Source organism: Aestuariivivens sediminicola, from assembly GCF_022662015.1.
In the GTDB taxonomy this organism is placed as follows: Bacteria; Bacteroidota; Bacteroidia; order Flavobacteriales; family Flavobacteriaceae; genus Aestuariivivens; species Aestuariivivens sediminicola.
Map to the genome: position 1 here is coordinate 103,053 of NZ_JAKMCM010000007.1, position 26,251 is coordinate 129,303.

Here is a 26,251-nt window from a genome sequence, read left to right on the forward strand (position 1 = left end):
TTTTCGTTAATTAATTCAAATTTTTAATTGCTCATTAAAAGCTTTTATTTTCAATCAATCTGAGTCAAACATACTTACTTTTTCTTCAAACAACAAAATTATTAGATGTATTGCACAAGTATTAACATATTTTACGCACTTAACAGTACATCCGAACTAAACTGAATAATAGAGGAACGATTAAATATTTTAATTATTCCGATTTCACAGCTTAAGAAATATAAGTACTTTTGCACATCAATCGTCAAAAATTATTCCAAAGTATGCAGATCCCATCAAAATATGATGCAAAGGAAGTTGAAAAAAAATGGTATGACTACTGGTTAAAACAGGGTTATTTTCATTCCGTACCTGATGAAAGAGAGCCATATACCATAGTCATTCCACCGCCAAATGTAACGGGTGTCTTGCATATGGGGCATATGTTGAATAACACCTTACAGGATGTGTTAATACGTCGAGCACGTTTGAAGGGGTACAATGCCTGTTGGGTGCCAGGCACCGATCATGCATCTATCGCAACTGAGGCAAAGGTGGTTGAAAAGCTAAAAAGCGAGGGTATTGATAAGGCGAATATTTCAAGGGAAGATTTTTTAGACCATGCCTGGGAATGGACTCATAGGCACGGCGGTATTATACTAGAGCAATTAAAAAAATTAGGTTGTTCTTGCGATTGGGAACGTACCAAGTTTACGATGGATGAAGATTTATCCGAGTCTGTTATCGATGTGTTTATTTACTTGTTCAATAAAGGACTTATCTACCGTGGTTATAGGATGGTTAATTGGGATCCAAAGGCGCAGACCACACTTTCGGATGAAGAGGTTAATTATGTGGAAAGGTCGGATAAGCTTTACTACGTAAAATATCAAATTGAAGGAGAAGGCCAGTTCGTAACTGTGGCTACTACGAGACCGGAAACCATATTGGGTGATACTGCTATTTGTGTTAATCCAGCTGATACACGATTTAAACATCTTAAAGGAAGGAAGGCGGTCGTACCGATTTGTAATCGCGTTGTACCCATAATTCAAGACGACTATGTTGATATGGAGTTTGGTACAGGGTGTTTAAAAATTACTCCTGCTCATGATACGAACGATAAAGAAATAGGGGATAAACATAATTTAGAGGTAATCGATATTTTAAACGATGATGCCACACTAAACCATCATGGTCTGCAATTTGAAGGGATGGACAGGGAATTAGCTCGAGAACATGTGGCAAAAGAGTTAGATGCTCTGGGACTTTTGGTGAAATCAGAAGATTATATTCACAAAGTTGGCACCAGTGAACGGACCAATGCCGTAATTGAGCCAAAAATATCGGCTCAGTGGTTTTTAAAGATGGAAGATCTTGCTAAACCGGCCTTGGATAATGTAGTGGATGATACCATTGAATTCCATCCAAAAAAATTTAAAAACGCCTATAAAAACTGGATGACCAATATTCGGGATTGGAACATATCGCGACAATTATATTGGGGACATCAAATTCCTGCTTATTATTACGGTGAAGGAGTGAACGATTTTGTTGTGGCAAAATCTATTGAAGAGGCTCTAATTCGTGCCAAAGAGGTGACGGGAAATAATGATTTATCGCAATCCGATTTAGTCCAGGAAACGGATGTGGTTGATACCTGGTTTTCATCGTGGTTATGGCCGATCAGCGTATTTGATGGTATTCGAAATCCAGATAATGATGAAATTAAATACTATTATCCGACAAATGATCTGGTAACGGCACCGGAAATAATGTTTTTTTGGGTAGCTCGTATGATCATTGCAGGTTATGAATTCAGAGGTGAATTACCATTTAAAAATGTATACTATACGGGAATAGTCAGGGATAAACAAGGGCGAAAAATGAGTAAGTCATTAGGTAACTCTCCCGACCCTATTGCACTCATGGATCAATATGGAGCGGATGGCGTTCGTGTTGGAATGTTAATGTGTTCTCCTGCCGGAAACGATTTGCCTTTTGATGAGTCCTTATGTCAACAAGGAAAAGCCTTTTCCAATAAAATCTGGAATGCATTCAGATTAATTAACGGATGGGAAATACAGGATACTGCGCAACCGGAGTATGCTAAAAATGGGATAATGTGGTTTGAAAATAAATTTCAGGAAACATTGTCGGTCATTGAAGATCATTTTACTAAATACAGACTGAGTGATGCTTTAATGGAAACTTATAAATTAATTTGGAATGACTTCTGTTCCTGGTTGCTTGAAATAGTAAAGCCCGCTTATGGTCAGCCCATCGATCGAACATCGTATAATGCCATTATCAGGATTTTGGAAAATAACCTAAGAATTTTGCATCCTTTTATGCCCTTCCTTACAGAAGAAATATGGCAATGTATAACCCCGCGTTCATCGAAGGAAGCGTTAATCATCTCCAGGTGGCCGGAAAGTGATACTGTGGATCATCATGTTATTCAAGTTTTCGATTCTGTCATGGAAATTATTTCAGGGATTCGTACAATTCGGAAACAAAGAAATATCGCCTTTAAAGAGAAGATTTCACTTTCTGTAATTAACAATGAAAATTTAGGGGACTTTTATGATTCTGTGATTATAAAACTTTGTAACCTTGATGCGATTAATTATGTTTCGGAAGCTTTAGAGGGCGCTTTAAGTTTTAGAGTAAAGACTAATGAGTATTTCATTCCTATCTCAGATGCGGTCGATTTAGAAGAGGAAATTAAAAAGCTTAAAGAGGAACTTCACTATACGGAAGGTTTCCTAAAATCGGTTCAAAAAAAATTAGCCAATGAACGATTTGTGAATAATGCCCCTGAGAAAGTTATTGCACTAGAAAGGAAAAAAGAAGCGGATGCCCTTGCGAAGATAGAGACCCTTAAAGCGAGTTTGGAAAGCTTGCATTAGGAGTTTTCGATATCACTGATATGATGTTCTAGTGCTTTTACAGAAATTTGAATTTCAATGATCAAAAGAACCAGGGAAAATATCAATAAAATTAAAGCTACACCGAAAATCCAAACAGCAATAGTGTGTTGCTTTATATAAATTAAGAACATCGTTAAAACACAAAGTAGTAAACTGGTTATCCCAAATATTTGCATGGATCGGGTTAAGTATAACCTCCTTTTAATATTTTCTATTTGTGCTATTATAATGGAATCTTTCTGTTGAATGTATTTATCATGCAGACTTCTAATTACCGAAGCATAAGCCAAAAATCTATTCGTATAGGCTAACATTATTAATGATATTGCTGAGAAGAGCAAGGCCGGCGTAGTTAAGGTCAATTGTTCCATGCATAAAGTTTGTTCAAATTTATGGATATTACTTCAAATAGGAGATTTTGAACTTGTTCTTTTTAAATGCGGGCTTTAACTTTCCATAATGAAAGAGGATCTTCTACATTATGTTTGGAAATATAAAAAAATCAATTTCACCAAGTTAAGAACCGTTACAGGAGAACCGATCAAGGTGAAATCTGTCGGCCAGCATAATCATGACTCCGGGCCTGATTTTTTTAATGCTATGATAGAAATAGGAGACCAGCTTTGGGCGGGTAATGTGGAAATGCATGTGAAGTCTTCCGATTGGTATTTACATAATCATGAGCTTAACAAAAACTATGATAATGTTATTTTACATGTTGTCTGGGAACACGACACCGAAATTTTAAGGGATAACAATAGTGCTATAGCCACACTGGAACTTAAACATTATATCTCGGATAGTGTTTTAAGGAATTACAAAAAGTTAATTATGAATCAGGTACTGTGGATTAACTGTGAAGGCGATTTTTCTGAAATCGAGTCATTTGTAATTTACAATTGGTTGGATCGCCTTTATTTTGAGCGATTGGAATGCAAATCAAAAACCATTACTTCAATGCTTCAGGCCTCGAAATACGATTGGGAAGAGGTTTTGTTTAAGATGCTAACTAAAAATTTTGGTTTAAAGGTAAATAGCGAAGCATTTTTAAGTTTAGCGAATGCCACTCCCTTTTCTATTGTACGGAAGGTACAATCCAATCGCCAAATGTTGGAAGCTTTATTTTTTGGACAAGCCGGGCTGCTTCAACAACCTGTTGAAAACAGATACTATGAAAATTTACGTGTTGATTATACTTTTCTCAGCCAAAAATATAATTTGGACAATTCAAATATAGAAGCTGTACAATTTTTTCGATTACGGCCTGCAAATTTTCCAACCATTAGGTTGTCGCAATTGTCAAGTTTATACTTTCAAAATCAGAATTTATTTTCACAGATAATAGAGCGGGATACCTTGGATTCCTTTTACCAACTATTTAAAGTCTCAACATCATCCTTTTGGGAAAACCATTACACGTTCTCCAGGGAATCTAAACCCTTAAAAAAAAGTATTTCTAAATCATTTATAAATTCACTGCTTATAAATACGATCATACCTCTAAAGTTTTGTTTTACACGGCATAGAGGAGAGACAGCATCTATTGATGATTTAGCATTGATTTCAGAAATAAAACCTGAAAACAATACTATTATTGATAAATTTAATAGGTTACGGCCGCTAACGAATTCAGCATTGCATTCCCAGGCTTTAATTCAGTTAAAGTCCGAATATTGTGATAAAAACAAATGTTTACATTGCGCAATTGGTAGCACCCTTTTGAATTGATTAGCAAAAATCCTCAAATGTCAATTTCAATTATTACTGTTAAAAAAAACACCTTTCACCATATCGAATAATATTCTTATGAACAAATAATTCAATTTTAAATAGAGAGTAAGTTCTTGCTCCAGAAACTTTTAAACTAAAGAAGTAAGTATTAAATTGCGGCATGAATATTTATAAACCATTACTCTTTTTTCAAAAACATGGATATTATGTCTGTCAGCGCATAGCAGATCGCCTGGGTATCCGGGCTAAAGTGGTTCGAACTTCTTTCATGTATCTCACTTTTGTTACTTTAGGATTTGGTTTTGCCTTATATTTATTTTTAGCATTTTGGATGCGAATTAAAGATTTAATTTATACCAAGCGTTCATCAGTATTCGACTTATAGTTTATGACAAATCCCTTAATACGTTTTTTCAGAACCAAAATTTATACAGCTATATTTTTGCTTATAATTATCATGTTAATTGGAGTTTTTGGTTACGTCATGATCTCCGGTTATTCCTGGGTGGATGCTTTTTACATGACAGTAATAACAATGACTACGGTTGGATTTGGTGAAGTCATTCCATTAGATGAAGAGGCAAAAATATTTACGATTTTTTTAATCTTAGCAAGTGTAGTTATAGTAGGTTATGCCTTGTCTGTTATCACAGAGTATATTTTAAGTAAGAATAATATTGAAGAACTAAAACAAAAAAAGATGCAGAAAGAAATAGATGGATTCAGGAACCATGTTGTAGTTTGCGGTTATGGACGTAACGGAAAGCAAGCTGTAAAAAAACTAATGGCTCATAAAAGAGAATTCGTGGTTATCGAAAGAAACAGGGATCTGGAGGAACGATTACAGATGGATAATGTTCCCTATATCATCGGGAATGCTAATGAAGATGAGGTGTTAATCCGAGCTGGAATCGATAGGGCTTCAAATTTTATTTCGGCACTTCCCAATGATGCGGATAATTTATTCGTCGTGCTTTCGACCAGACAGATTAATAGAAACATAAATATTATAAGTCGTGCCTCAAATGAATCTTCTTACGACAAACTTAAGTTTGCAGGTGCCAATAATGTTATTTTACCGGATAACATAGGTGGTAGTCATATGGCCTCTTTAGTTGTGGTTCCGGGCTTAATGGAGTTTATAGATAATCTTTCCATAGTAGGTAAAAATAATATCAATATTGAGGAAGTTGCAGTAGAGAAGTTATACTCCGGTAAATCGTCAAAAACGATTAAGGATTTAGATTTAAGAAGAAAAACCGGATGCACTGTAATTGGGTATAAAGATGAAAATGGAGAATATATCGTGAATCCTGAAGCGGAGTTGGAATTGGCAATAAACTCAAAAATTATTGTATTGGGCCGACCAGAGCAGATCGAAGCCTTAAATTCTACCTATAATATAGACTAGTAGTACATTTAGATTGAGATCTCCCAACTCTTTTTTCATAGCAACATGACGTGGTTATTTTAGAGGACCAAATTTTTGTGATTCACGAGTTTGTCTATCTGAATTTCAAAAATATGAACTTGTATTACCGTTTTTTCACCCCTCTGATTCGTTTAAATGAATAATTTTTAGCATCTTGCCACTTTTTAAATTGAATTATTTTATGAAGAAATATCTATTTTCAACGTTAGCCTTTATACTCCCATTCATAACCAATGCTCAGGAAACAATAGAGAAAGGAATAGATCAACAAATAGATGAAGCATTTAAACCTGTTTCGGACTTCTTCTCGAATGTGATCTTTTTTAAGATCGATAATACCCCTTTTGTATTAATCTTATTGGTATTTAGTGCGGCTCTGTTCACCGTGTATTTTAAGTTTCCTAATATCAGGCATTTTTGGACAGCGATAAATGTAGTAAGAGGGAAATATGAAGATATTGAAAAGCATGGTGCACAAATCCTGTATGGGGAAGATGGCATTGCCCAGGGTGTTGATCTCAATAAGGTGGATGATATTGAAGAGCATATTGAGAATATAGAAAGTATTCACAGTGATTTGGAGATCGACGGAGATATTAAGGAAACCATACGAGATGAAAGTTCACACGGGGAGGTCTCTCACTTTCAGGCATTGGCAACAGCAGTTTCCGGTACTGTAGGAAATGGTAATATAGCAGGGGTAGCGTTGGCCATTGCTCTTGGTGGCCCGGGAGCGACTTTTTGGATGGTTATTTGTGGTCTTCTCGGCATGTCAACAAAATTTGTTGAATGTACCTTGGGTGTACATTATAGAGATGTTGGGAAAGATGGTACAGTATATGGCGGTCCCATGTATTATTTAACAAAAGGGTTAAAAGAAAAGGGATTTAAGACATTAGGTAAGATTGCCGCTGTATTATTTGCGATTTTTTGTATTGGTGGATCATTTGGAGGAGGCAATGCCGCTCAATCCAATCAGGCTACCATTGTAGTAAAAGAACTTCTTGGTCTGGAAAGTACAATGGCAGGTACCGTAATTGGTTTAATTATAGCTTTAGTGGTCGGAATTATTATCATTGGAGGTATTAAGAGGATTGCATCTGTTACCGAAAAAATAGTACCTTTTATGGCGGTATTATATATCCTTTGCTGTCTATACATCATTTTTGGTAACTTTAGTTTAATAGATGATGCCATCGGACTAATTGTAACAGAAGCTTTTAATCCAACAGCGATTGGTGTTGGTGGGTTTATCGGAGTCCTTTTGGTAGGTTTTAAAAGAGCTGCTTTTTCCAATGAGGCCGGAGCCGGATCAGCTTCTATAGCGCACTCTGCAGTAAAAACGAAATATTCTGCATCCGAAGGATTAGTGGCTTTATTGGAGCCTTTTATAGATACTGTCGTTATATGTACCATGACTGCTTTAGTAATCATTATTTTCAATTTTGGAGGATTCTTCCAATACGGTGGCGATGGTCAGGGTGCAGTACTTATTGAAGGAATTCCTTATGAAGGCGCGGGTATAACAGCCAAAGCATTTGCCGAATATATCCCGTTTTCCGATGTCTTCTTAACAGTGGCAGTGTTCTTATTTGCAATTTCAACTATGATTTCCTGGAGTTATTATGGATTACAGTCTTGGAAATTCCTTTTTGGAAGAGGTAAACGTGCAGATTTGACTTATAAAATTTTATTTCTAACTTTTGTGGTCATCGGAGCTGCAGCGAGTATGAAATCTATTTGGGACTTCTCTGACGCCATGATATTTGCGATGGTATTCCCTAACATGGTTGGTTTGTACTTGTTAATGCCGGTAGTTAAAAAACAATTGAAGCGTTACGTTGACGCTATAAAAATGAAACAGGATGCCATAAGCGGGTAACCATCAGAATGATTAATTTAAAATCCCATTTCATTTTGACAAAACAGGAACGAAATGGGATTTTTTTATTGGCATTTATTATAATAGCGATTCAGTTCGGATATTACTTTCTCGATTTTTCTTCTGACCCCATACCTTTTAATAAACGAGATTACGAACTATATTCTCGTGAAATAGATTCACTAAAACAAATTGAAATTGAACTGCGTAAAAAGAAACTATATCCATTCAATCCAAATTACATAGATGATTTTAAGGGATGTTTCCTTGGAATGAGCAATGAAGAAATAGATCGATTATTGGCGTTTAGGAAAGAAGATCAATGGATTTCATCCGTTGAACAGTTTCAGCAGGTCACAAAAATATCAGATTCTTTATTAGGCACCTTGGCACCATATTTTAAATTTCCAGATTGGATAACAAATCAAAAGGGATCCACTATAAATACAAATAGCAACCCGTACCTAATAAAAAAAGAAGAAAAAATTGACTTGAATAAGGCAACAGCCGAACAATTACAAAGCATAAAAGGTATTGGTAAGGTGCTCTCTGAAAGAATAATTAAATACAGAAATAGATTTCCTGACGGATTTATGGATTTAGTGGAGTTAAATGATGTTTATGGGCTATCTTCTGAAGTTATTGAAAGTATAAGGCGAAAATTTACAGTTACGCCTTCTCAGTCAATTGAAAAAGTCGATTTAAATAAGGCTACGCTGACCCAACTCGTTAAAATCCGGCATATCAGTTACGATTTGGCCTTTTCCATTCTAGAAGAACGTACTTTAAGAGATGGATTTAATACTTTGGACGAGTTAATAAAAGTTAGAGGCTTTCCGATTAATAAATTAGAGATAATTAAATTATATTTGTCGCTCGAAAATATTAAAGCCGAGTAGTATGTACTTCACCGAAGAGCATAAACTTTTTAGAAAAAGTCTACAGGATTTTTTAAAAAAGGAAGTTGTTCCGCATATTGAAACCTGGGAGAAAACCGGAACCATAGACCGATTTATATGGAAAAAATTTGGTGATATGGGATATTTTGGAATTAACTACCCAGTGAAATACGGTGGTTTAAATTTGGATTTGTTCTACACTGTTATCCTTCTTGAAGAACTTCAGAAAATAAATTCGGGTGGCTTTGCAGCAGCGATTTGGGCCCATGCCTATTTGGCAATGACACATCTCAATGCCGAGGGAAGTGAAAACGTAAAACAAGATTATTTAAGAGCGAGTATTACTGGAGATAAAATTGGATGCTTATGCGTAACTGAACCGTTTGGTGGCAGTGATGTGGCAGGAATGCGAACCACTGCGATAAAAGATGGGGATTATTTTGTCATTAATGGCTCTAAGACTTTCATCACCAACGGTTACTACAGTGATTATTTGATTGTGGCTGCTAAAACCAGTCCAGAATTAGGTAATAAAGGGATGAGTATCTTTGTGGTTGACCGGGATGCTGAAGGTGTTTCAGCAACAAAATTAGATAAATTAGGATGGCGTGCCTCTGATACAGGGGAGATAGCATTTGATAATGTTAAGGTTCCGATGGCTAATTTGTTGGGAGAAAAGGGTAAAGGATTTGGGTATATCGTTCAGCACTTTGCATTGGAGCGATTGGTTATGGGGATTAATGCGCATGCTCGTGCTGAATATGCCATGGACTATGCATTAAAGTTTATGTCGGAGCGACAGGCATTTGGTAAAACGATAGACCAATTCCAGGCTTTACGGCATAAAGCTGTTGACTTGATTGCAGATATAGAATTGTGTAAAACCTATAATTACAAGGTGGCCGAACGATTGAATCATGGTGAATATGTTGTAAAAGAAGCCACCATATCAAAATTGAAATCGACCAAAATGGCCGATGAGGTTATTTATGAGTGCTTACAGTTTTTAGGAGGTTATGGTTATATGGAGGAATATCCATTAGCAAGATTATTAAGGGATAGCAGATTAGGGCCGATTGGAGGAGGAACATCTGAGATATTAAGAGAGATCCTTGCCAAAATATGTATTGATAAGAAGGAGTATAAACCGGCAACTTGAATTTTATCAGCCCTATAGTCTAACCCCATTGTAGAAATAAAATAATTATCAAGATTTTAATTTGTCATTGTGATTAATTAATTATATTTGCACCCACAAATTCTAAAAGAAAGGAGGTTAAAGCATTATGTTAATAATACCTATTAAGGAAGGAGAAAATATAGATCGCGCGTTAAAACGTTTCAAGCGAAAATTTGACAGGACAGGTGTTAAGCGTCAATTGCAACAGCGAAAGCAATTTACAAAACCTTCAGTAGAACGTAGAGCACAGATTCAAAAAGCACAACATATTCAAAGGCTAAGAGATGCCGAGGAAATTTAAGATGCTGAATTGAAAAATATAATCCCGCCATAGTGCGGGATTTTTTTTTTGCTAATGTTTACGCCATTTAATTAATTAGTTTTTAACAGTTGTTTTTTCTAATTTTAAACGTCAAACAAAGAACTTACACCCATTGAATGCTTTAAAGGCTTTTACTGATTATTTGATTCTAGAAAAGAATTATTCTGCTTTAACTGTAAAAGCATATACAAGTGATTTAGCTGGTTTTTCAGAATTTTTGAGAGATGAATATAATTCCGAAGAAGTTTGTAATACGAATTATTCAGAAATAAGGAGTTGGATAGTTTACTTGGTTGAACAACATATTTCTAACAGGAGTATTAACAGAAAAATTTCTTCCCTAAATTCTTATTTTAAATTTCTCCTAAAAGTAGGAGCGATTGAATCGAATCCTTTATCGAAGCACAGAGCATTGAAAACCAATAAAAAGGTTCAGGTACCATTCTCAAAAATGGAAATAGATAAGGTTTTGGATGAGTTTGTTTTTGATGAAAGCTTTGAGGGCATAAGAGATAAATTGATTATAGAGTTATTTTACTCCACTGGTATCAGAAGAATTGAACTTGTTAATCTCAGATTGAATAATATAAACTTACAAAGCAAAACTTTAAAGGTTATTGGAAAAAGAAATAAAGAGCGTATTCTACCGTTATTAGATTGTACCTTAGAAACTATAAACAGGTATTTGGAATGCCGAAATAATATGGAAGATAAAATGGACAAAGAGCATTTATTTTTGACCAGAAAAGGGGTTAAAATTAATGAAACACTTGTTTACAGAATAATAAATAATTATTTTAGTAAGGCATCTTCAAAAGTAAAAAAGAGTCCTCACATATTGCGCCACTCTTTTGCAACCCATTTATTAAACCAAGGTGCAGATTTAAATGCTGTTAAAGAACTTCTTGGACATTCAAGTTTAGCTGCTACTCAAGTGTACACACATAATAGTATTTCAGAGTTAAAAAAAGTACATGTTAAAGCACATCCAAGAAGTAAAAAATAGCAATAAAGCAGTGTCTAACCTAAAAAGTATAACTATGAAAGTAAACACCCAGTCGGTAAATTTTAATGCAGACAAAAAGTTGTTGGCGTTTATCCAGAAACGAATGGATAAGTTGGAATTGTTTTATGACAAAGTGATACAATCTGACGTCTATTTAAAGGTTGAAAATACAAGTGATAAAGAGAATAAGATATTTGAAGCCCGAGTGAGTGTTCCAGGGGATAGTTTGGTGGTTAAAAAACAATGTAAATCGTTTGAAGAAGGCGCTGATATGGCCGTATCATCACTGGAGCGGCAGCTCATAAAGAGAAAAGAAAAACTGAGAGCACATTCATAACAAAATTTTCGAAAAAATGTTTTGAATAAGAAAATAAATATATACATTTGCAGTCCGTTAGAAATGACGGGCTTTTTTTATGATTAAAAAGTAATGAAAAGCCTCCATAGCTCAGCTGGCTAGAGCAGCTGATTTGTAATCAGCAGGTCGTGGGTTCGAGTCCCTCTGGAGGCTCCATAAGTTCTTATAACATAATAGTTTGGGGAGATACTCAAGCGGCCAACGAGGACAGACTGTAAATCTGTTGACTATGTCTTCGCAGGTTCGAATCCTGCTCTCCCCACATGAAAATTTCGACTTAGATTTTTGTATAAGTTAAATGCGATAAATTTGAGGCTGGAAATTTAAATTTCGGGGATACCCGAGAGGGATTCATTTACAAAATGTGAAATCCTAAAAATTTGCGGGAGTAGCTCAGTTGGTAGAGCGTCAGCCTTCCAAGCTGAATGTCGCCGGTTCGAACCCGGTCTCCCGCTCGAAGCGTTTATTTTAAAAGCAAGGCGTTGTTGTTATTCTTGTTTTAAATAAATGACGGACTGTGATACGAAGGATATGCTTTGGGAAGTTGTGGTAAACCCGGTCCCTGGCTCTTATGTAAACGAGTTGCTTAAGCGAGTATTGCCATAACAGACGACTAGGATTCTAGTCATTACGTTGGGTTTCGTAAACAATATGCCGGTGTAGCTCAGGGGTAGAGCGTTTCCTTGGTAAGGAAGAGGTCACGGGTTCAAATCCCGTCATTGGCTCAAAATATAAATAAAGGACACTAATATTATTATATAACTAAGATTAAAATTTTTTAACATGGCAAAAGGAACTTTCGATCGTTCAAAACCGCATTTAAATATAGGTACTATTGGACACGTAGATCACGGTAAAACAACATTAACTGCCGCTATTACAAAAGTATTAGCAGATGCAGGGTTATCAGAAGCAAAATCTTTTGATCAAATTGACAATGCTCCAGAAGAGAAAGAAAGAGGTATTACTATCAACACGTCTCACGTTGAGTATCAAACTGCTAATCGTCACTATGCTCACGTAGATTGTCCAGGACACGCGGATTACGTAAAGAACATGGTAACTGGTGCTGCCCAAATGGATGGTGCTATTTTGGTAGTTGCCGCTACTGATGGACCTATGCCACAAACACGTGAACACATCTTGTTAGGACGTCAGGTTGGTATTCCACGAATCGTTGTTTTTCTGAACAAAGTTGATATGGTTGATGATGAGGAGCTTTTAGAGCTTGTAGATATGGAAGTTAGAGATTTGTTGAACTTCTACGAGTACGACGGTGACAATGGTCCAGTTATTTCAGGTTCTGCCTTAGGAGCTCTTAATGGTGAGCAAAAGTGGGTAGACACTGTAATGGAATTAATGGAAGCTTGTGACACTTGGATTGAGGAGCCTGAGCGTGATATGGACAAGCCATTCTTAATGCCGATTGAAGATGTATTCTCTATTACTGGACGTGGTACGGTTGCCACTGGTAGAATTGAAACTGGTATTGCTAAAACTGGTGATCCTGTTGAGATTATCGGTATGGGAGCTGAGAAATTAACCTCTACGATTACAGGTATTGAAATGTTCCGTCAGATTTTAGACAGAGGAGAAGCAGGTGATAATGCAGGTATCTTATTAAGAGGTATTGAGAAAACTCAAATTTCAAGAGGAATGGTTATTACCAAACCTGGTTCTGTAACCCCTCATAAGCACTTTAAAGCGGAAGTTTATATCTTGAAAAAAGAAGAAGGTGGTCGTCATACGCCATTCCACAATAACTACCGTCCTCAGTTTTATGTACGTACAACTGACGTAACAGGAAATATTTCTTTACCAAGTGGTGTTGAAATGGTTATGCCAGGTGATAACCTTACGATTACTGTAGATTTGATTCAGCCAATTGCATTGAATGTTGGTCTACGTTTTGCTATCCGTGAGGGAGGTAGAACTGTTGGTGCTGGTCAGGTAACTGAAATTTTAGATTAAACATTAAGTTTAATTGTTACATAAATCAAGGTATCACGCTAAATGCGTGATGCCTTTTGACTTATAATTAAGGGTTTACCTTCCTTAATTAATAAGGTGTTGAAAAAAGGTAAATAGGAAACTGATTTTGTGGAAACAAACAATTGTTATAATTGTCTCTGTGAAATCATTATGGTATCTCGAGTACTCGAGACGGAACCACAGGAATTAATTGAGAAGAGCTAGAAGTCTATTTTAAAAGTACTCTTTTCATTTACGGGTTTAGCTCAGTTGGTAGAGCACTGGTCTCCAAAACCAGGTGTCGGGAGTTCGAGTCTCTCAACCCGTGCGAAGCAAGGATTGAGAGCGAGAAGTTTATGCCGAGCGAAGCCGCGGTAAGTCTCTCAACCCGTGCGAAGCAAGGATTGAGAGCGAGAAGTTTATGCCGAGCGAAGCCGCGGTAAGTCTCTCAACCCGTGCGAAGCAAGGATTGAGAGCGAGAAGTTTATGCTAGGAAAACGGAGAACGTTTAATTTGAAAATAAATATCGGGGTGTACTGCTTCGAAATGGTGATTAATAAAGATTAGATACATGGCTGGAATTGTTAGTTATATTAAAGAATCGTTTGAAGAATTAAAAAACAATGTTACATGGACACCTTGGGCTGAAGCTCAAAGATTAACTGTTCTTGTAGCCGTTTTTTCGATTATATTTTCTCTTGGGATTTGGGGAGTTGATACGGTTTTCAGCAAGGTTATTACACTTTACTTTGATTGGATTAACGGATAAAAAGAAATTATGTCTGAAGTAAGTGAGAAAAAATGGTATGTAGTTAGGGCTGTTAGCGGTCAGGAAAACAAAATTAAGACTTACATTGAGAATGAAATAGCTCGGTTGGGTCTTCAGGATTATGTTGATCAGGTATTAGTGCCAACGGAGAAGGTGATTCAAATCCGGAATGGAAAAAAAATTAGTAAAGAAAAGGTTTTCTTCCCCGGATACATTATGATTCAAGCTAATCTTTCTGGAGAGGTACCACATATAATAAGATCGGTTACTAATGTAATTGGCTTTTTGGGTGAAACTAAAGGAGGTGATCCGGTACCACTTAGACCATCCGAAGTGAATAGAATGCTGGGTAAAGTTGATGAACTTGCCATAGAGGAAACGGCTAATGTTGCTATTCCATTTACAAAAGGAGAAACAGTTAAGGTTATAGATGGGCCTTTCAATGGTTTTGATGGTACTATTGAAAAAATAAATGAAGAAAAGCGTAAACTAGAGGTAATGGTTAAGATTTTTGGAAGAAAAACACCATTGGAATTGAGTTATATGCAGGTTGAAAAAGTATAATAATTGTTACACTATATATAAGGTATAATTTAGCTTCCACATTTAAAATTATACCCGTTTAAATTATTAAAAATGGCAAAAGAATTAGGTAAAGTAGTTAAGTTACAAGTTCGGGGAGGTGCTGCGAATCCATCGCCACCGGTTGGACCCGCTTTAGGTGCTGCTGGAGTTAACATCATGGAGTTTTGCAAGCAATTCAATGCAAGGACTCAGGACAAAGCCGGTAAGGTATTGCCTGTTGTTATCTCTGTTTATAAAGACAAATCGTTTGATTTTGTTATAAAAACTCCTCCAGCTGCAGTACAATTATTAGAAGCGGCCAAAGTAAAGAAGGGTTCAGGAGAACCAAACCGAAGAAAAGTAGCTAAAGTTTCGTGGGATCAGATCAGAAACATTGCAGAAGATAAAATGCAGGACTTAAATGCGTTTACAGTCGAGTCTGCGATGAAAATGGTTGCTGGTACCGCAAGATCAATGGGAATTACCGTAACAGGAAAGTTTCCATCTTAATCGTTTAAAGACATTAAAAAATGGCAAGATTAACAAAAAAGCAAAAGGAAGCTTTAGCAAAAATAGAAAAAGGGAGATTGTATTCATTAGATGAAGCATCTGCCCTGGTAAAGGAAATTACCAATACTAAATTTGATTCATCCGTTGATATTGCGGTGCGATTAGGAGTTGATCCTAGAAAGGCAAATCAGATGGTTAGAGGTGTTGTATCTCTTCCTCATGGTACTGGTAAGGATATGAAGGTTTTAGCACTGGTTACTCCTGATAAAGAAGCCGAAGCCAAGGAGGCAGGAGCTGATTATGTCGGATTAGATGAATACCTTGACAAGATTAAAAGTGGCTGGACAGATGTCGACGTCATTGTTACCATGCCCAGTGTTATGGGAAAATTAGGACCATTAGGACGTATATTAGGTCCGCGTGGCTTAATGCCAAACCCAAAAACTGGTACGGTCACCATGGATATTGCTAAAGCTGTAAGTGAAGTAAAAGCCGGTAAAATTGACTTTAAAGTTGATAAAACCGGGATTGTTCACGCTGCAATTGGTAAGGCATCATTTAGCGCCGATAAAATTGCAGGTAATGCAAATGAATTAATTCAAACATTATTAAGATTAAAACCAACTGCCGCAAAAGGTACTTACGTTAAAAGTATTCATTTATCAAGTACAATGAGTCCTAGTGTTTCAGTTGACCCAAAAGTTGGTTAATTAGTTAATAAACTTTTATTATGACAAGAGAAGAAAAATCGCAAGTAATTAAAGACTTAACTGCACAATTAGCCGATAATGCCAATATTTATTTGGCGGATATTTCAGGGTTGAATGCAGGGGCTACCTCAGATTTACGTCGCGCTTGTTTTAAGGCGAATGTAAAGTTAGCGGTAGTAAAGAACACATTACTTGCTAAAGCAATGGAAGCTTCAGAAAAAGAATTTGGAGAGCTTCCTACAGTTTTAAAAGGGAATACCTCGGTTATGTACTCCGAAACTGGTAATGCACCAGCAAAGGTTATTAAAAACTTCAGAAAAAAATCTGAAAAACCATTGTTGAAAGGTGCTTTTATCGAAGAGGCTATTTATATTGGTGACAACCAATTAGATGCGTTAGTTGATATCAAATCTAGAGAGGAGTTAATAGGGGATATCGTAACCTTACTGCAGTCTCCCGCCAAGAACGTTATTTCGGCGTTACAATCTGGTGGTGGAAAACTTGCAGGAATTATTAAAACACTATCCGAAAAAGAAGGATAGACTTAAATAAGTTCGCACTTTATTACAATTATATTAAAATTAAAAATTTATTAAAACGATAGAAAAATGGCAGATTTAAAAGATTTCGCAGAACAATTAGTTAACTTAACAGTAAAAGAAGTAAATGAGTTAGCTACTATATTAAAAGAAGAGTATGGTATTGAGCCTGCTGCTGCTGCAGTAGCCGTTGCTGGTCCAGCCGCTGGTGGTGGTGACGATGCTGGTGAGGCACAAACTGAATTTGATGTCATACTTAAAGCTCCTGGAGCTTCTAAGTTAGCAGTGGTAAAATTGGTTAAGGAATTAACAGGTTTAGGGCTTAAAGAAGCTAAAGAACTAGTTGATGGCGCACCTAACGCCATAAAGGAAGCTGTTTCTAAAGATGAAGCTGAAGCGTTAAAATCGCAATTAGAAGAAGCTGGAGCGGAAGTTGAGCTTAAATAAGCTTAGCATTCAAACAAAATATAGGTTTAGGTCTGTCCCGAATATTTAGGATAAGGCCTAAACCATTTTGCGTATATAATACATACCAAAAAAATTATTCAATAGTGTGCAGAATATGAACATGCTATTTGACCCATTTAATTAGTGCACTTTTAGGCACTTTCACTATTTTTTAATCAAAATTTCGTCCATTGATGTTATCAACACAAGCTGAAAGATTAAATTTTTCCTCCATTGTAAACAGAACCGAATATCCAGATTTCTTGGATATACAAATTAAATCCTTTCAGGATTTTTTCCAGTTAGAAACAAAGTCTGAAGAAAGAGGAGACGAAGGTTTATATAATACCTTCATGGAAAATTTTCCAATAACTGATTCCCGCAATCAATTCGTTTTAGAATTTCTAGATTATTTTGTAGATCCTCCGAGATATGCTATTGAAGAGTGTATTGAAAGAGGACTTACCTACAGTGTCCCTCTTAAAGCGAGATTAAAATTATATTGTACAGATCCTGAACATGAAGATTTTGAGACCATTGTTCAAGATGTGTATTTAGGTACCATTCCCTACATGACACCAAGTGGGACTTTTGTTATTAATGGTGCTGAACGCGTTGTAGTATCTCAATTGCACAGATCCCCTGGTGTATTCTTCGGTCAATCTTTCCATGCCAATGGTACTAAATTGTACTCTGCAAGGGTGATACCTTTTAAAGGATCCTGGATAGAATTTGCTACGGATATCAATCAGGTAATGTATGCCTATATTGATAGAAAAAAGAAATTACCTGTAACTACGTTATTCCGCGCAATTGGATTTGAACGCGATAAAGATATACTGGAAATCTTTGACTTGGCAGAAGAGGTCAAAGTATCTAAATCTGGATTGAAGAAGTATTTAGGAAGAAAATTAGCGGCTCGGGTGCTTAACACCTGGCATGAAGATTTTGTGGATGAAGATACAGGAGAAGTTGTATCCATTGAACGTAACGAAATAGTTTTAGATCGTGATACCGTCCTTGATAAGGAAAATATAGAAGAAATTCTTGAAGCAGAAGTAAAGACTATTCTTTTGCATAAGGAAACTTCAGAGCAGGGAGACTACGCGATAATTCATAATACACTTCAAAAAGATCCTACCAATTCAGAAAAGGAGGCTGTTGAGCATATTTATCGTCAACTTAGAAATGCTGAGCCACCCGATGAAGAGACTGCTCGTGGAATAATTGATAAATTATTCTTTAGTGACCAGCGTTATTCCCTGGGTGAAGTTGGGCGTTACAGAATGAACAAGAAATTGGGTCTTGATATCGGAATGGATAAGCAGGTACTGACCAAGGAAGATATCATTACCATTATAAAATACTTAATAGAATTAATTAATTCAAAGGCAGAGATTGATGATATTGATCACTTGTCAAACAGACGTGTAAGAACTGTTGGAGAACAATTATCACAACAGTTTGGTGTTGGTTTGGCTCGTATGGCGCGTACGATACGTGAGCGTATGAATGTGCGTGACAATGAGGTATTTACTCCAATCGATTTGATCAATGCAAAGACCCTGTCTTCAGTGATTAATTCGTTCTTTGGAACCAACCAGTTATCTCAGTTCATGGATCAAACCAATCCGTTGGCGGAAATTACACATAAACGTCGTTTATCTGCTTTAGGACCTGGTGGTTTATCCCGTGAAAGAGCTGGTTTTGAGGTGCGTGATGTGCATTATACGCATTACGGTCGCTTATGTCCGATTGAAACACCGGAAGGACCGAATATTGGGTTGATATCTTCTCTTTCCGTATATGCTAAGGTGAATTCCATGGGATTCATCGAAACACCTTACCGTGCGGTTGAAAATGGTGTTGTTGATATCAAGGGAGATCCTGTATACTTGAGTGCAGAGGAAGAAGAAGAGAAATTAATTGCGCAGGCAACCGTTAAGGTAGACGATAAGGGAAAGATTCTTCATGATAAGGTAATTTCCAGAATGGAAGGCGATTTTCCTGTAGTTGAGCCGACTCGTGTCCACTACACTGATGTGGCACCAAATCAGATATCATCAATATCGGCGTCATTGATTCCATTCCTTGAACATGATGATGCAAACCGTGCATTGATGGGATCTAACATGATGCGGCAGGCAGTACCATTGTTATTGCCACAATCGCCTATTGTGGGAACCGGTCTGGAGCGTCAGGTAGCATCGGATTCAAGGGTGCTAATCAATGCAGAGGGCAATGGAGAGGTGCTTTATGTCGATGCTAACGAGATTAAAATAAAATACGAACGTACTGAAGACGAGGCAAAGGTAAGTTTCGATAGTGATATTAAGACTTATGAACTTGTAAAATTCAGAAAAACAAATCAAGGTACTGCCATCAACCTGAAGCCTATTGTTATTAAGGGCGATAAGGTGACAAAGGGACAAGTATTATGTGAAGGTTATGCTACACAGAATGGTGAACTGGCACTTGGTAGAAATATGAAAGTGGCCTTTATGCCATGGAAGGGGTATAACTTTGAGGATGCTATTGTGATATCTGAAAAAGTAGTTCGTGAAGATATATTCACTTCTATTCATATTGATGAGTATTCACTTGAAGTTAGAGACACCAAACTTGGTAATGAAGAATTGACGAACGACATTCCAAACGTTTCTGAAGAAGCTACAAAAGATTTGGATGAAAATGGGATGATTCGAATTGGTGCAGAGGTTAAGCCTGGTGATATTTTAATAGGTAAAATTACACCAAAAGGAGAAAGTGATCCTACTCCGGAGGAGAAATTATTACGAGCCATTTTTGGTGATAAAGCGGGAGATGTTAAAGATGCATCATTAAAAGCTTCACCATCTTTAAATGGCGTTGTAATAGACAAAAAATTATTTGCTCGAGCAGTTAAAGATAAAAGAAAACGTGCTCAGGATAAGGATGATATTCTTCAGCTGGAAGGTATTTACGATGCCAAATTTGACGAATTAAAGAATGTCTTAATTGAAAAATTATTCGCTATTGTCAATGGTAAAACAGCACAAGGTGTTTATAATGACTTAGGAGAGGAAGTGCTTCCTAAAGGCAAGAAATTTACACTTAAAATGTTAAATGCTGTTGATGATTATGCGCATTTAGTTTCAGGTAAATGGACAACGGACGATCATACCAATCAGTTGGTTGCAGATTTGATTCATAATTATAAAATTAAGGAGAATGACCTTCAAGGTTCTTTACGTCGTGAGAAGTTTACCATTTCTGTAGGAGATGAATTACCAGCTGGTATAATCAAACTGGCTAAAGTCTACATTGCTAAAAAGCGTAAACTAAAAGTAGGTGATAAGATGGCTGGACGCCATGGTAATAAAGGTATTGTAGCGCGTATTGTTCGCGAAGAGGATATGCCATTTCTTGAAGATGGAACCCCTGTTGATATTGTGTTGAATCCATTAGGTGTACCATCACGTATGAATATAGGTCAGATTTATGAAACGGTATTAGGATGGGCCGGACAGAAATTAGGTCGTCAATTTGCGACACCTATTTTTGACGGTGCTACGATCGATCAAATAAATGAGCTTACGGACGAAGCCGCAATTCCTCGTTTTGGTCACACCCATTTATATGATGGAGGAACTGGAGAGCGCTTTGATCAAGCTGCTACCGTCGGTGTAATTTATATGTTGAAATTAGGACATATGGTTGACGATAAAATGCATGCTCGATCTATAGGTCCTTACTCACTAATTACGCAACAACCCCTAGGAGGTAAAGCGCAATTCGGTGGACAACGATTTGGTGAAATGGAAGTTTGGGCACTGGAGGCATATGGTGCTTCAAGTACCTTACGTGAGATTTTAACCGTAAAATCGGATGATGTAATTGGTAGAGCCAAAACTTACGAAAGTATTGTGAAGGGTGAACCAATGCCGGATCCAGGACTACCTGAATCTTTCAATGTATTGATGCATGAACTTAAAGGTTTGGGATTAGATATCAGATTAGAGGAGTAAAAAATGGTTAAAGCCTCGTTTTTCGGTTCATATGAGGACCTGATGTTGGGCTATAACTGAAAACTTAAGAAAATGGCAAGAAAACAAGATAAGAATGCAGTAAAGAGGTTTAACAAAATCTCAATTGGATTGGCTTCACCTGAATCTATTTTGGCAGAATCAAATGGTGAGGTATTAAAACCTGAAACTATAAATTATCGTACGCACAAGCCGGAACGAGATGGTTTGTTTTGTGAGCGCATTTTTGGTCCTGTAAAGGATTATGAGTGTGCATGTGGAAAATACAAGCGAATTCGATATAAAGGTATTGTTTGCGACCGTTGTGGTGTTGAAGTTACTGAAAAGAAAGTACGACGTGACAGAGTTGGACATATTAACTTGGTCGTGCCTGTGGCCCATATTTGGTATTTCCGCTCATTACCGAACAAAATTGGTTACCTCCTGGGATTACCATCCAAGAAGTTGGATATGATAATTTACTACGAACGTTACGTGGTAATTCAACCCGGAATTGCAAAGAACGAGGAGGGAGAACCATTACAAAAGATGGATTTCTTGACTGAAGAAGAATACCTAAATATACTTGAATCCTTACCGCAGGATAACCAATATTTAGATGATACGGATCCAAATAAGTTCTTAGCTAAAATGGGAGCAGAATGCTTAATTGAACTATTAGCGAGAATTGATCTGGAATCCCTATCCTATGAGTTGAGACATAAGGCCAATACAGAAACCTCTAAACAACGTAAAACTGAAGCATTAAAGCGTCTTCAAGTTGTAGAGGCGCTGAGGGAAGCCAATAACAATCGTGAAAATCGTCCGGAATGGATGATTATGAAAGTAATCCCTGTTATACCGCCAGAATTACGTCCTTTGGTGCCTTTGGACGGTGGTAGGTTTGCAACTTCAGATTTGAATGATCTTTACCGTCGTGTCATTATCAGAAATAACCGTTTGAAGCGATTGGTCGAGATTAAAGCTCCTGAGGTTATCCTGAGAAACGAAAAGCGTATGTTACAGGAATCTGTAGATTCATTATTTGATAACACCCGTAAATCGTCGGCCGTTAAAACAGATTCCAACAGACCGCTTAAATCTTTATCGGATTCTTTAAAGGGAAAACAAGGGCGTTTTCGTCAGAATTTATTAGGTAAGCGTGTTGATTACTCCGCGCGTTCGGTTATTGTAGTTGGACCGGAGTTAAAGCTTTTTGAATGTGGATTGCCAAAAAATATGGCGGCGGAACTTTACAAACCATTTGTAATTAGAAAATTAATTGAAAGAGGTATTGTAAAAACCGTAAAGTCAGCTAAGAAAATTATTGATAAAAGAGAGCCCGTGGTCTGGGATATTTTGGAAAACGTGCTTAAAGGTCATCCCGTATTACTCAACCGTGCTCCAACATTACACCGTTTAGGGATTCAAGCATTTCAACCAAAATTAATCGAAGGTAAGGCGATACAATTACACCCGTTGGTGTGTACTGCCTTTAACGCGGATTTTGATGGCGACCAGATGGCAGTTCACTTACCATTAGGTCCTGAGGCCATATTAGAATGTCAATTATTAATGTTGGCTTCGCATAATATACTTAATCCTGCGAATGGGTCTCCGGTAACCGTACCATCTCAGGACATGGTCCTTGGATTGTACTACATGACTAAAGAACGCAAGTCTACTCCTGAAAATCCAATTAAAGGAGAAGGACTAACGTTCTATTCACCGGAGGAAGTAGAGATTGCCTTTAATGAGAAAAAGGTAGATTTAAATGCAGGTGTTAAAGTGAGAACACTTGATATAAACAAGGATGGAAAGTTAGAACCAATGATAATCGAAACCACTGTTGGACGTGTGTTGTTTAATCAGCACGTACCTCAGGCAGCAGGTTACATTAATCAGGTATTAACTAAAAAATCTTTGAGGGATATTATCGGGGCTATTCTTAAGGTAACCTCTGTTCCGGAAACTGCCGAATTCTTGGATGCGATTCGAACATTAGGGTTCCAGTTTGCATTCCAGGGAGGATTGTCATTCAGTTTGGGAGATATCATTATACCTCCGGAAAAACAGAACATGATAGAAAGTGCAAATAAGCAGGTGGATGGGATAATGGCCAACTATAATATGGGGCTTATAACAAATAACGAACGTTATAACCAGGTCATTGATATTTGGACTTCCACAAATGCTGAATTGACCGAGTTATCTATGAAACGTATTCGTGAAGATCAGCAAGGATTTAACTCTGTATTCATGATGCTTGATTCCGGTGCTCGTGGTTCCAAGGAACAGATTCGTCAGCTTACCGGAATGCGAGGATTAATGGCAAAACCTAAGAAGTCTAATGCTGGGGGAGGTGAGATTATTGAAAATCCAATTCTTTCTAACTTTAAAGAAGGTCTTTCAATTTTAGAATATTTTATCTCTACGCATGGTGCGCGTAAAGGTTTGGCCGATACTGCACTTAAAACGGCCGATGCCGGTTACTTAACACGTCGTTTGGTGGATGTTTCTCAAGATGTGATCATCAACTCTGAAGACTGTGGTACATTACGCGGTGTTGAAGTCGAACCATTAAAGAAGAACGATGAAGTTGTTGAAACTCTCGAAGAGCGAATCGTTGGGCGAGTTTCTTTAAATGATGTTTACAATCCTTTAACCGATGAGTTATTGGTTTCTGCGGGGGAATTAATTGAAGATGAAATTGCTAAAGCTATAGGAGAAACACCGATTGAATCTGTAGAAGTACGTTCACCACTAACGTGTGAAGCTTTACAGGGTATCTGTGCGAAGTGCTATGGCCGTAACCTTGCTACAGGTAAAATGGTACAACGCGGTGAAGCTGTAGGTGTTGTCGCTGCTCAATCTATTGGTGAGCCTGGTACTCAGCTGACGTTGCGTACGTTCCACGTTGGTGGTATCGCAGGTAACATATCCGAAGAAAACAAATTGGCCGTTAAGTTTGACGGTATCGCAGAAATCGAAGACCTTAAAACGGTTAAAGGTAAGGATGGTGAAGGAAACGAGGTTGATATAGTTATTTCGCGTACTACCGAGATTAAATTAATTGATAAGAAAACAGGTATAGCCTTAAGTACCAATAATATTCCTTATGGATCGACATTGTATGTTAGGGGTGGAGATGAACTTAAGAAAGGTGATGTTGTCTGTACTTGGGATCCATATAATGGTGTGATTATTTCTGAATTTTCTGGTAAAGTGAAATATGAGAATATTGAACAAGGTGTAACTTATCAGGTAGAAATTGATGAACAAACTGGTTTCCAGGAAAAAGTAATTTCAGAATCACGAAATAAGAAATTGATTCCTACCCTTCATATTGAAGATGGTAAAGGTGAAGTTATTCGTTCTTATAACCTACCTGTGGGGGCTCACTTAATGATTGATGATGGCGAGAAGATTAATGTTGGTAAAATTTTAGTGAAGATCCCTCGTAAATCTGCTAAAGCAGGTGATATTACAGGTGGTTTACCACGTGTAACGGAGTTATTCGAGGCGAGAAATCCTTCGAATCCTGCTGTTGTAAGTGAGATAGATGGCGTCGTTTCTTTTGGAAAGATTAAAAGAGGAAACCGAGAAATTATTGTGGAATCCAAATTAGGGGAAGTAAAGAAATACCTGGTGAAACTATCCAATCAAATTCTTGTTCAGGAAAATGATTACGTTAAGGCCGGTATGCCATTATCCGATGGATCCGTTACCCCAGATGATATTTTGAATATTAAGGGCCCATCTGCGGTTCAGCAATATCTTGTTAACGAAGTACAAGAGGTTTATAGATTGCAAGGTGTGAAGATAAACGATAAGCACTTTGAGGTTGTTGTAAGGCAAATGATGCGCAAAGTTCGCATTATCGATTCTGGGGATACCTTGTTCTTGGAGGATCAATTGGTACACAAGTCCGACTTCATAAAAGAAAATGATGATATTTTTGGAATGAAGGTCATTGAAGAGCCAGGAGATTCCGAAAATCTTAAAGCGGGTCAAATTGTGTCGCCGCGTCAATTGAGGGACGAAAATTCCATTTTACGACGTGAAGACAAGCAACTTGTAGTGGCCAGAGACGCGCAACCCGCTACTGCGACACCTATATTGCAGGGTATTACAAGAGCATCTCTTCAAACGAAATCATTTATCTCGGCGGCATCGTTCCAGGAAACCACCAAAGTTCTCAATGAAGCTGCAGTTGCAGGTAAGGTGGATACCTTAGAAGGTTTAAAGGAAAATGTCATTGTAGGACATCGAATTCCTGCCGGTACCGGAATGAGAAACTATTCGAATATCATAGTGGGTTCCAAAGAAGAGTTCGAAGAAATGATGCAAGTGAAGCAAGAATTGAATTATAATTAACAATTCCATAGAAAAGCGAATTCCAAAGCCCTATAGTTTTTTTTGAATGGAGGGGGAATTCGCGGCTTCTTAATCAATAATTAAATAAAGGCCTTCACGTATATATTACCTGAAGGCTTTTATATTTAAACATAACATAATATGGCAAACGAAAACGACAACAAAAAGCAAGGACAAATTAATATAGAACTGGATGAAAAGGTGGCCGAAGGGACGTATTCAAATTTGGCAATAATTAACCACTCGGTTTCAGAGTTCGTAATTGATTTTGTAAATATCATGCCAGGGGTCCCTAAGAATAAAGTAAAGTCTAGAATTATTTTAACACCGCAGCACGCCAAGCGTTTGCTTAAGGCCTTGGGCGATAATATTGCACGTTTCGAAAATGCCCATGGTGAAATCAAGGATTACGAGCAACCGCCCATACCTTTGAATTTTGGACCAGCAGGTCAGGCTTAGTTGGCTTGGACTTAACCAGCCGATTTGAGCGCGATTGCTCGAGATATTTCCGCGAGCAACCGCCCATACCTTTGAATTTTGGACCAGCAGGTCAGGCTTAGTTGGCTTGGACTTAACCAGCCGATTTGAGCGCGATTGCTCGAGATATTTCCGCGAGCAACCGCCCATACCTTTGAATT

At 37.3% G+C, this 26,251-nt stretch carries 21 protein-coding genes and 5 tRNA genes; 25 read left to right on the top strand and 1 reads right to left on the bottom strand.

The window, feature by feature from the left end:
• Positions 1 to 263: 263 nt before the first annotated feature.
• Positions 264 to 2,891, top strand: coding sequence for a valine--tRNA ligase (locus MR041_RS14230; RefSeq protein WP_242094925.1), 2,628 nt, complete (start codon positions 264 to 266; stop codon positions 2,889 to 2,891).
• On the opposite strand, the gene MR041_RS14235 is transcribed toward MR041_RS14230, so the two are convergent.
• Positions 2,888 to 3,283, bottom strand: a complete 396-nt coding sequence (locus MR041_RS14235; RefSeq protein WP_242094926.1) for a DUF2721 domain-containing protein — start codon at positions 3,281 to 3,283, stop codon at positions 2,888 to 2,890. The genes MR041_RS14230 and MR041_RS14235 overlap by 4 nt on opposite strands.
• 88 nt (positions 3,284 to 3,371) lie before the next feature.
• Between MR041_RS14235 and MR041_RS14240 the strand changes: the two genes are divergently transcribed.
• From MR041_RS14240 to MR041_RS14355, 24 genes are all read left to right on the top strand, one after another.
• Positions 3,372 to 4,640: a DUF2851 family protein gene (locus MR041_RS14240; protein ID WP_242094927.1), complete on the top strand. Its 1,269-nt coding sequence runs from the start codon at positions 3,372 to 3,374 to the stop codon at positions 4,638 to 4,640.
• A gap of 163 nt (positions 4,641 to 4,803) precedes the next feature.
• Positions 4,804 to 5,028 (top strand): PspC domain-containing protein, encoded by a 225-nt coding sequence (locus MR041_RS14245; protein ID WP_242094928.1) that lies wholly within the window; start codon positions 4,804 to 4,806, stop codon positions 5,026 to 5,028.
• A 3-nt stretch (positions 5,029 to 5,031) separates the two neighbouring features.
• The gene (locus MR041_RS14250; protein WP_242094929.1) at positions 5,032 to 6,054 is read left to right on the top strand and encodes a potassium channel family protein; all 1,023 of its coding nucleotides are present in this window, start codon (positions 5,032 to 5,034) and stop codon (positions 6,052 to 6,054) included.
• A gap of 202 nt (positions 6,055 to 6,256) precedes the next feature.
• Entirely contained in the window at positions 6,257 to 7,957 is a 1,701-nt protein-coding gene (locus MR041_RS14255) for an alanine/glycine:cation symporter family protein (RefSeq protein ID WP_242094930.1), read from the top strand.
• A 35-nt stretch (positions 7,958 to 7,992) separates the two neighbouring features.
• Positions 7,993 to 8,856, top strand: coding sequence for a ComEA family DNA-binding protein (locus tag MR041_RS14260; RefSeq protein WP_242094931.1), 864 nt, complete (start codon positions 7,993 to 7,995; stop codon positions 8,854 to 8,856).
• A gap of 1 nt (position 8,857) precedes the next feature.
• Positions 8,858 to 10,015 carry an acyl-CoA dehydrogenase family protein gene (locus MR041_RS14265; protein ID WP_242094932.1) on the top strand — a complete coding sequence of 386 codons (1,158 nt, stop codon included), beginning with the start codon at positions 8,858 to 8,860 and terminating at the stop codon, positions 10,013 to 10,015.
• 127 nt (positions 10,016 to 10,142) lie between these two features.
• A complete protein-coding gene (rpsU, locus tag MR041_RS14270; protein ID WP_242094933.1) occupies positions 10,143 to 10,337 on the top strand; it encodes a 30S ribosomal protein S21 in 195 nt (64 codons plus the stop codon).
• Positions 10,338 to 10,470: 133 nt separating this feature from the next.
• Entirely contained in the window at positions 10,471 to 11,364 is an 894-nt protein-coding gene (locus MR041_RS14275) for a tyrosine-type recombinase/integrase (RefSeq protein WP_242094934.1), read from the top strand.
• A 34-nt stretch (positions 11,365 to 11,398) separates the two neighbouring features.
• Positions 11,399 to 11,701 carry a ribosome hibernation-promoting factor, HPF/YfiA family gene (gene hpf, locus MR041_RS14280; RefSeq protein WP_242094935.1) on the top strand — a complete coding sequence of 101 codons (303 nt, stop codon included), beginning with the start codon at positions 11,399 to 11,401 and terminating at the stop codon, positions 11,699 to 11,701.
• A gap of 100 nt (positions 11,702 to 11,801) precedes the next feature.
• A tRNA-Thr gene (locus MR041_RS14285) sits at positions 11,802 to 11,878 on the top strand.
• A gap of 24 nt (positions 11,879 to 11,902) precedes the next feature.
• A tRNA-Tyr gene (locus MR041_RS14290) sits at positions 11,903 to 11,984 on the top strand.
• 120 nt (positions 11,985 to 12,104) lie between these two features.
• Positions 12,105 to 12,177 (top strand) — tRNA-Gly (locus MR041_RS14295).
• Positions 12,178 to 12,375: 198 nt separating this feature from the next.
• Positions 12,376 to 12,447, top strand: a tRNA-Thr gene (locus tag MR041_RS14300).
• 58 nt (positions 12,448 to 12,505) lie between these two features.
• On the top strand, positions 12,506 to 13,693 hold the full coding sequence (tuf, locus tag MR041_RS14305) for an elongation factor Tu (RefSeq protein WP_242094936.1): 1,188 nt from the start codon (positions 12,506 to 12,508) through the stop codon (positions 13,691 to 13,693).
• A gap of 255 nt (positions 13,694 to 13,948) precedes the next feature.
• Positions 13,949 to 14,021: transfer RNA gene (locus MR041_RS14310), tRNA-Trp, on the top strand.
• Between the two features lie 243 nt (positions 14,022 to 14,264).
• Entirely contained in the window at positions 14,265 to 14,462 is a 198-nt protein-coding gene (secE, locus tag MR041_RS14315; RefSeq protein WP_242094937.1) for a preprotein translocase subunit SecE, read from the top strand.
• Positions 14,463 to 14,471: 9 nt separating this feature from the next.
• Positions 14,472 to 15,026, top strand: coding sequence for a transcription termination/antitermination protein NusG (gene nusG, locus MR041_RS14320; RefSeq protein WP_242094938.1), 555 nt, complete (start codon positions 14,472 to 14,474; stop codon positions 15,024 to 15,026).
• A gap of 72 nt (positions 15,027 to 15,098) precedes the next feature.
• Positions 15,099 to 15,536 (top strand): 50S ribosomal protein L11, encoded by a 438-nt coding sequence (rplK, locus tag MR041_RS14325; RefSeq protein ID WP_242094939.1) that lies wholly within the window; start codon positions 15,099 to 15,101, stop codon positions 15,534 to 15,536.
• A gap of 20 nt (positions 15,537 to 15,556) precedes the next feature.
• Positions 15,557 to 16,246, top strand: coding sequence for a 50S ribosomal protein L1 (gene rplA / locus MR041_RS14330; protein WP_242094940.1), 690 nt, complete (start codon positions 15,557 to 15,559; stop codon positions 16,244 to 16,246).
• A 20-nt stretch (positions 16,247 to 16,266) separates the two neighbouring features.
• Positions 16,267 to 16,788 (top strand): 50S ribosomal protein L10, encoded by a 522-nt coding sequence (gene rplJ, locus MR041_RS14335; RefSeq protein ID WP_242094941.1) that lies wholly within the window; start codon positions 16,267 to 16,269, stop codon positions 16,786 to 16,788.
• 66 nt (positions 16,789 to 16,854) lie between these two features.
• Complete coding sequence (gene rplL / locus MR041_RS14340; protein ID WP_242094942.1) at positions 16,855 to 17,232, top strand: 50S ribosomal protein L7/L12; 378 nt, start codon at positions 16,855 to 16,857, stop codon at positions 17,230 to 17,232.
• A gap of 194 nt (positions 17,233 to 17,426) precedes the next feature.
• Positions 17,427 to 21,239 (top strand): DNA-directed RNA polymerase subunit beta, encoded by a 3,813-nt coding sequence (rpoB, locus tag MR041_RS14345; protein ID WP_242094943.1) that lies wholly within the window; start codon positions 17,427 to 17,429, stop codon positions 21,237 to 21,239.
• A 72-nt stretch (positions 21,240 to 21,311) separates the two neighbouring features.
• Positions 21,312 to 25,613 (top strand): DNA-directed RNA polymerase subunit beta', encoded by a 4,302-nt coding sequence (rpoC, locus tag MR041_RS14350; RefSeq protein ID WP_242094944.1) that lies wholly within the window; start codon positions 21,312 to 21,314, stop codon positions 25,611 to 25,613.
• Positions 25,614 to 25,754: 141 nt separating this feature from the next.
• Entirely contained in the window at positions 25,755 to 26,072 is a 318-nt protein-coding gene (locus MR041_RS14355) for a DUF3467 domain-containing protein (RefSeq protein ID WP_242094945.1), read from the top strand.
• Positions 26,073 to 26,251: the final 179 nt, after the last annotated feature.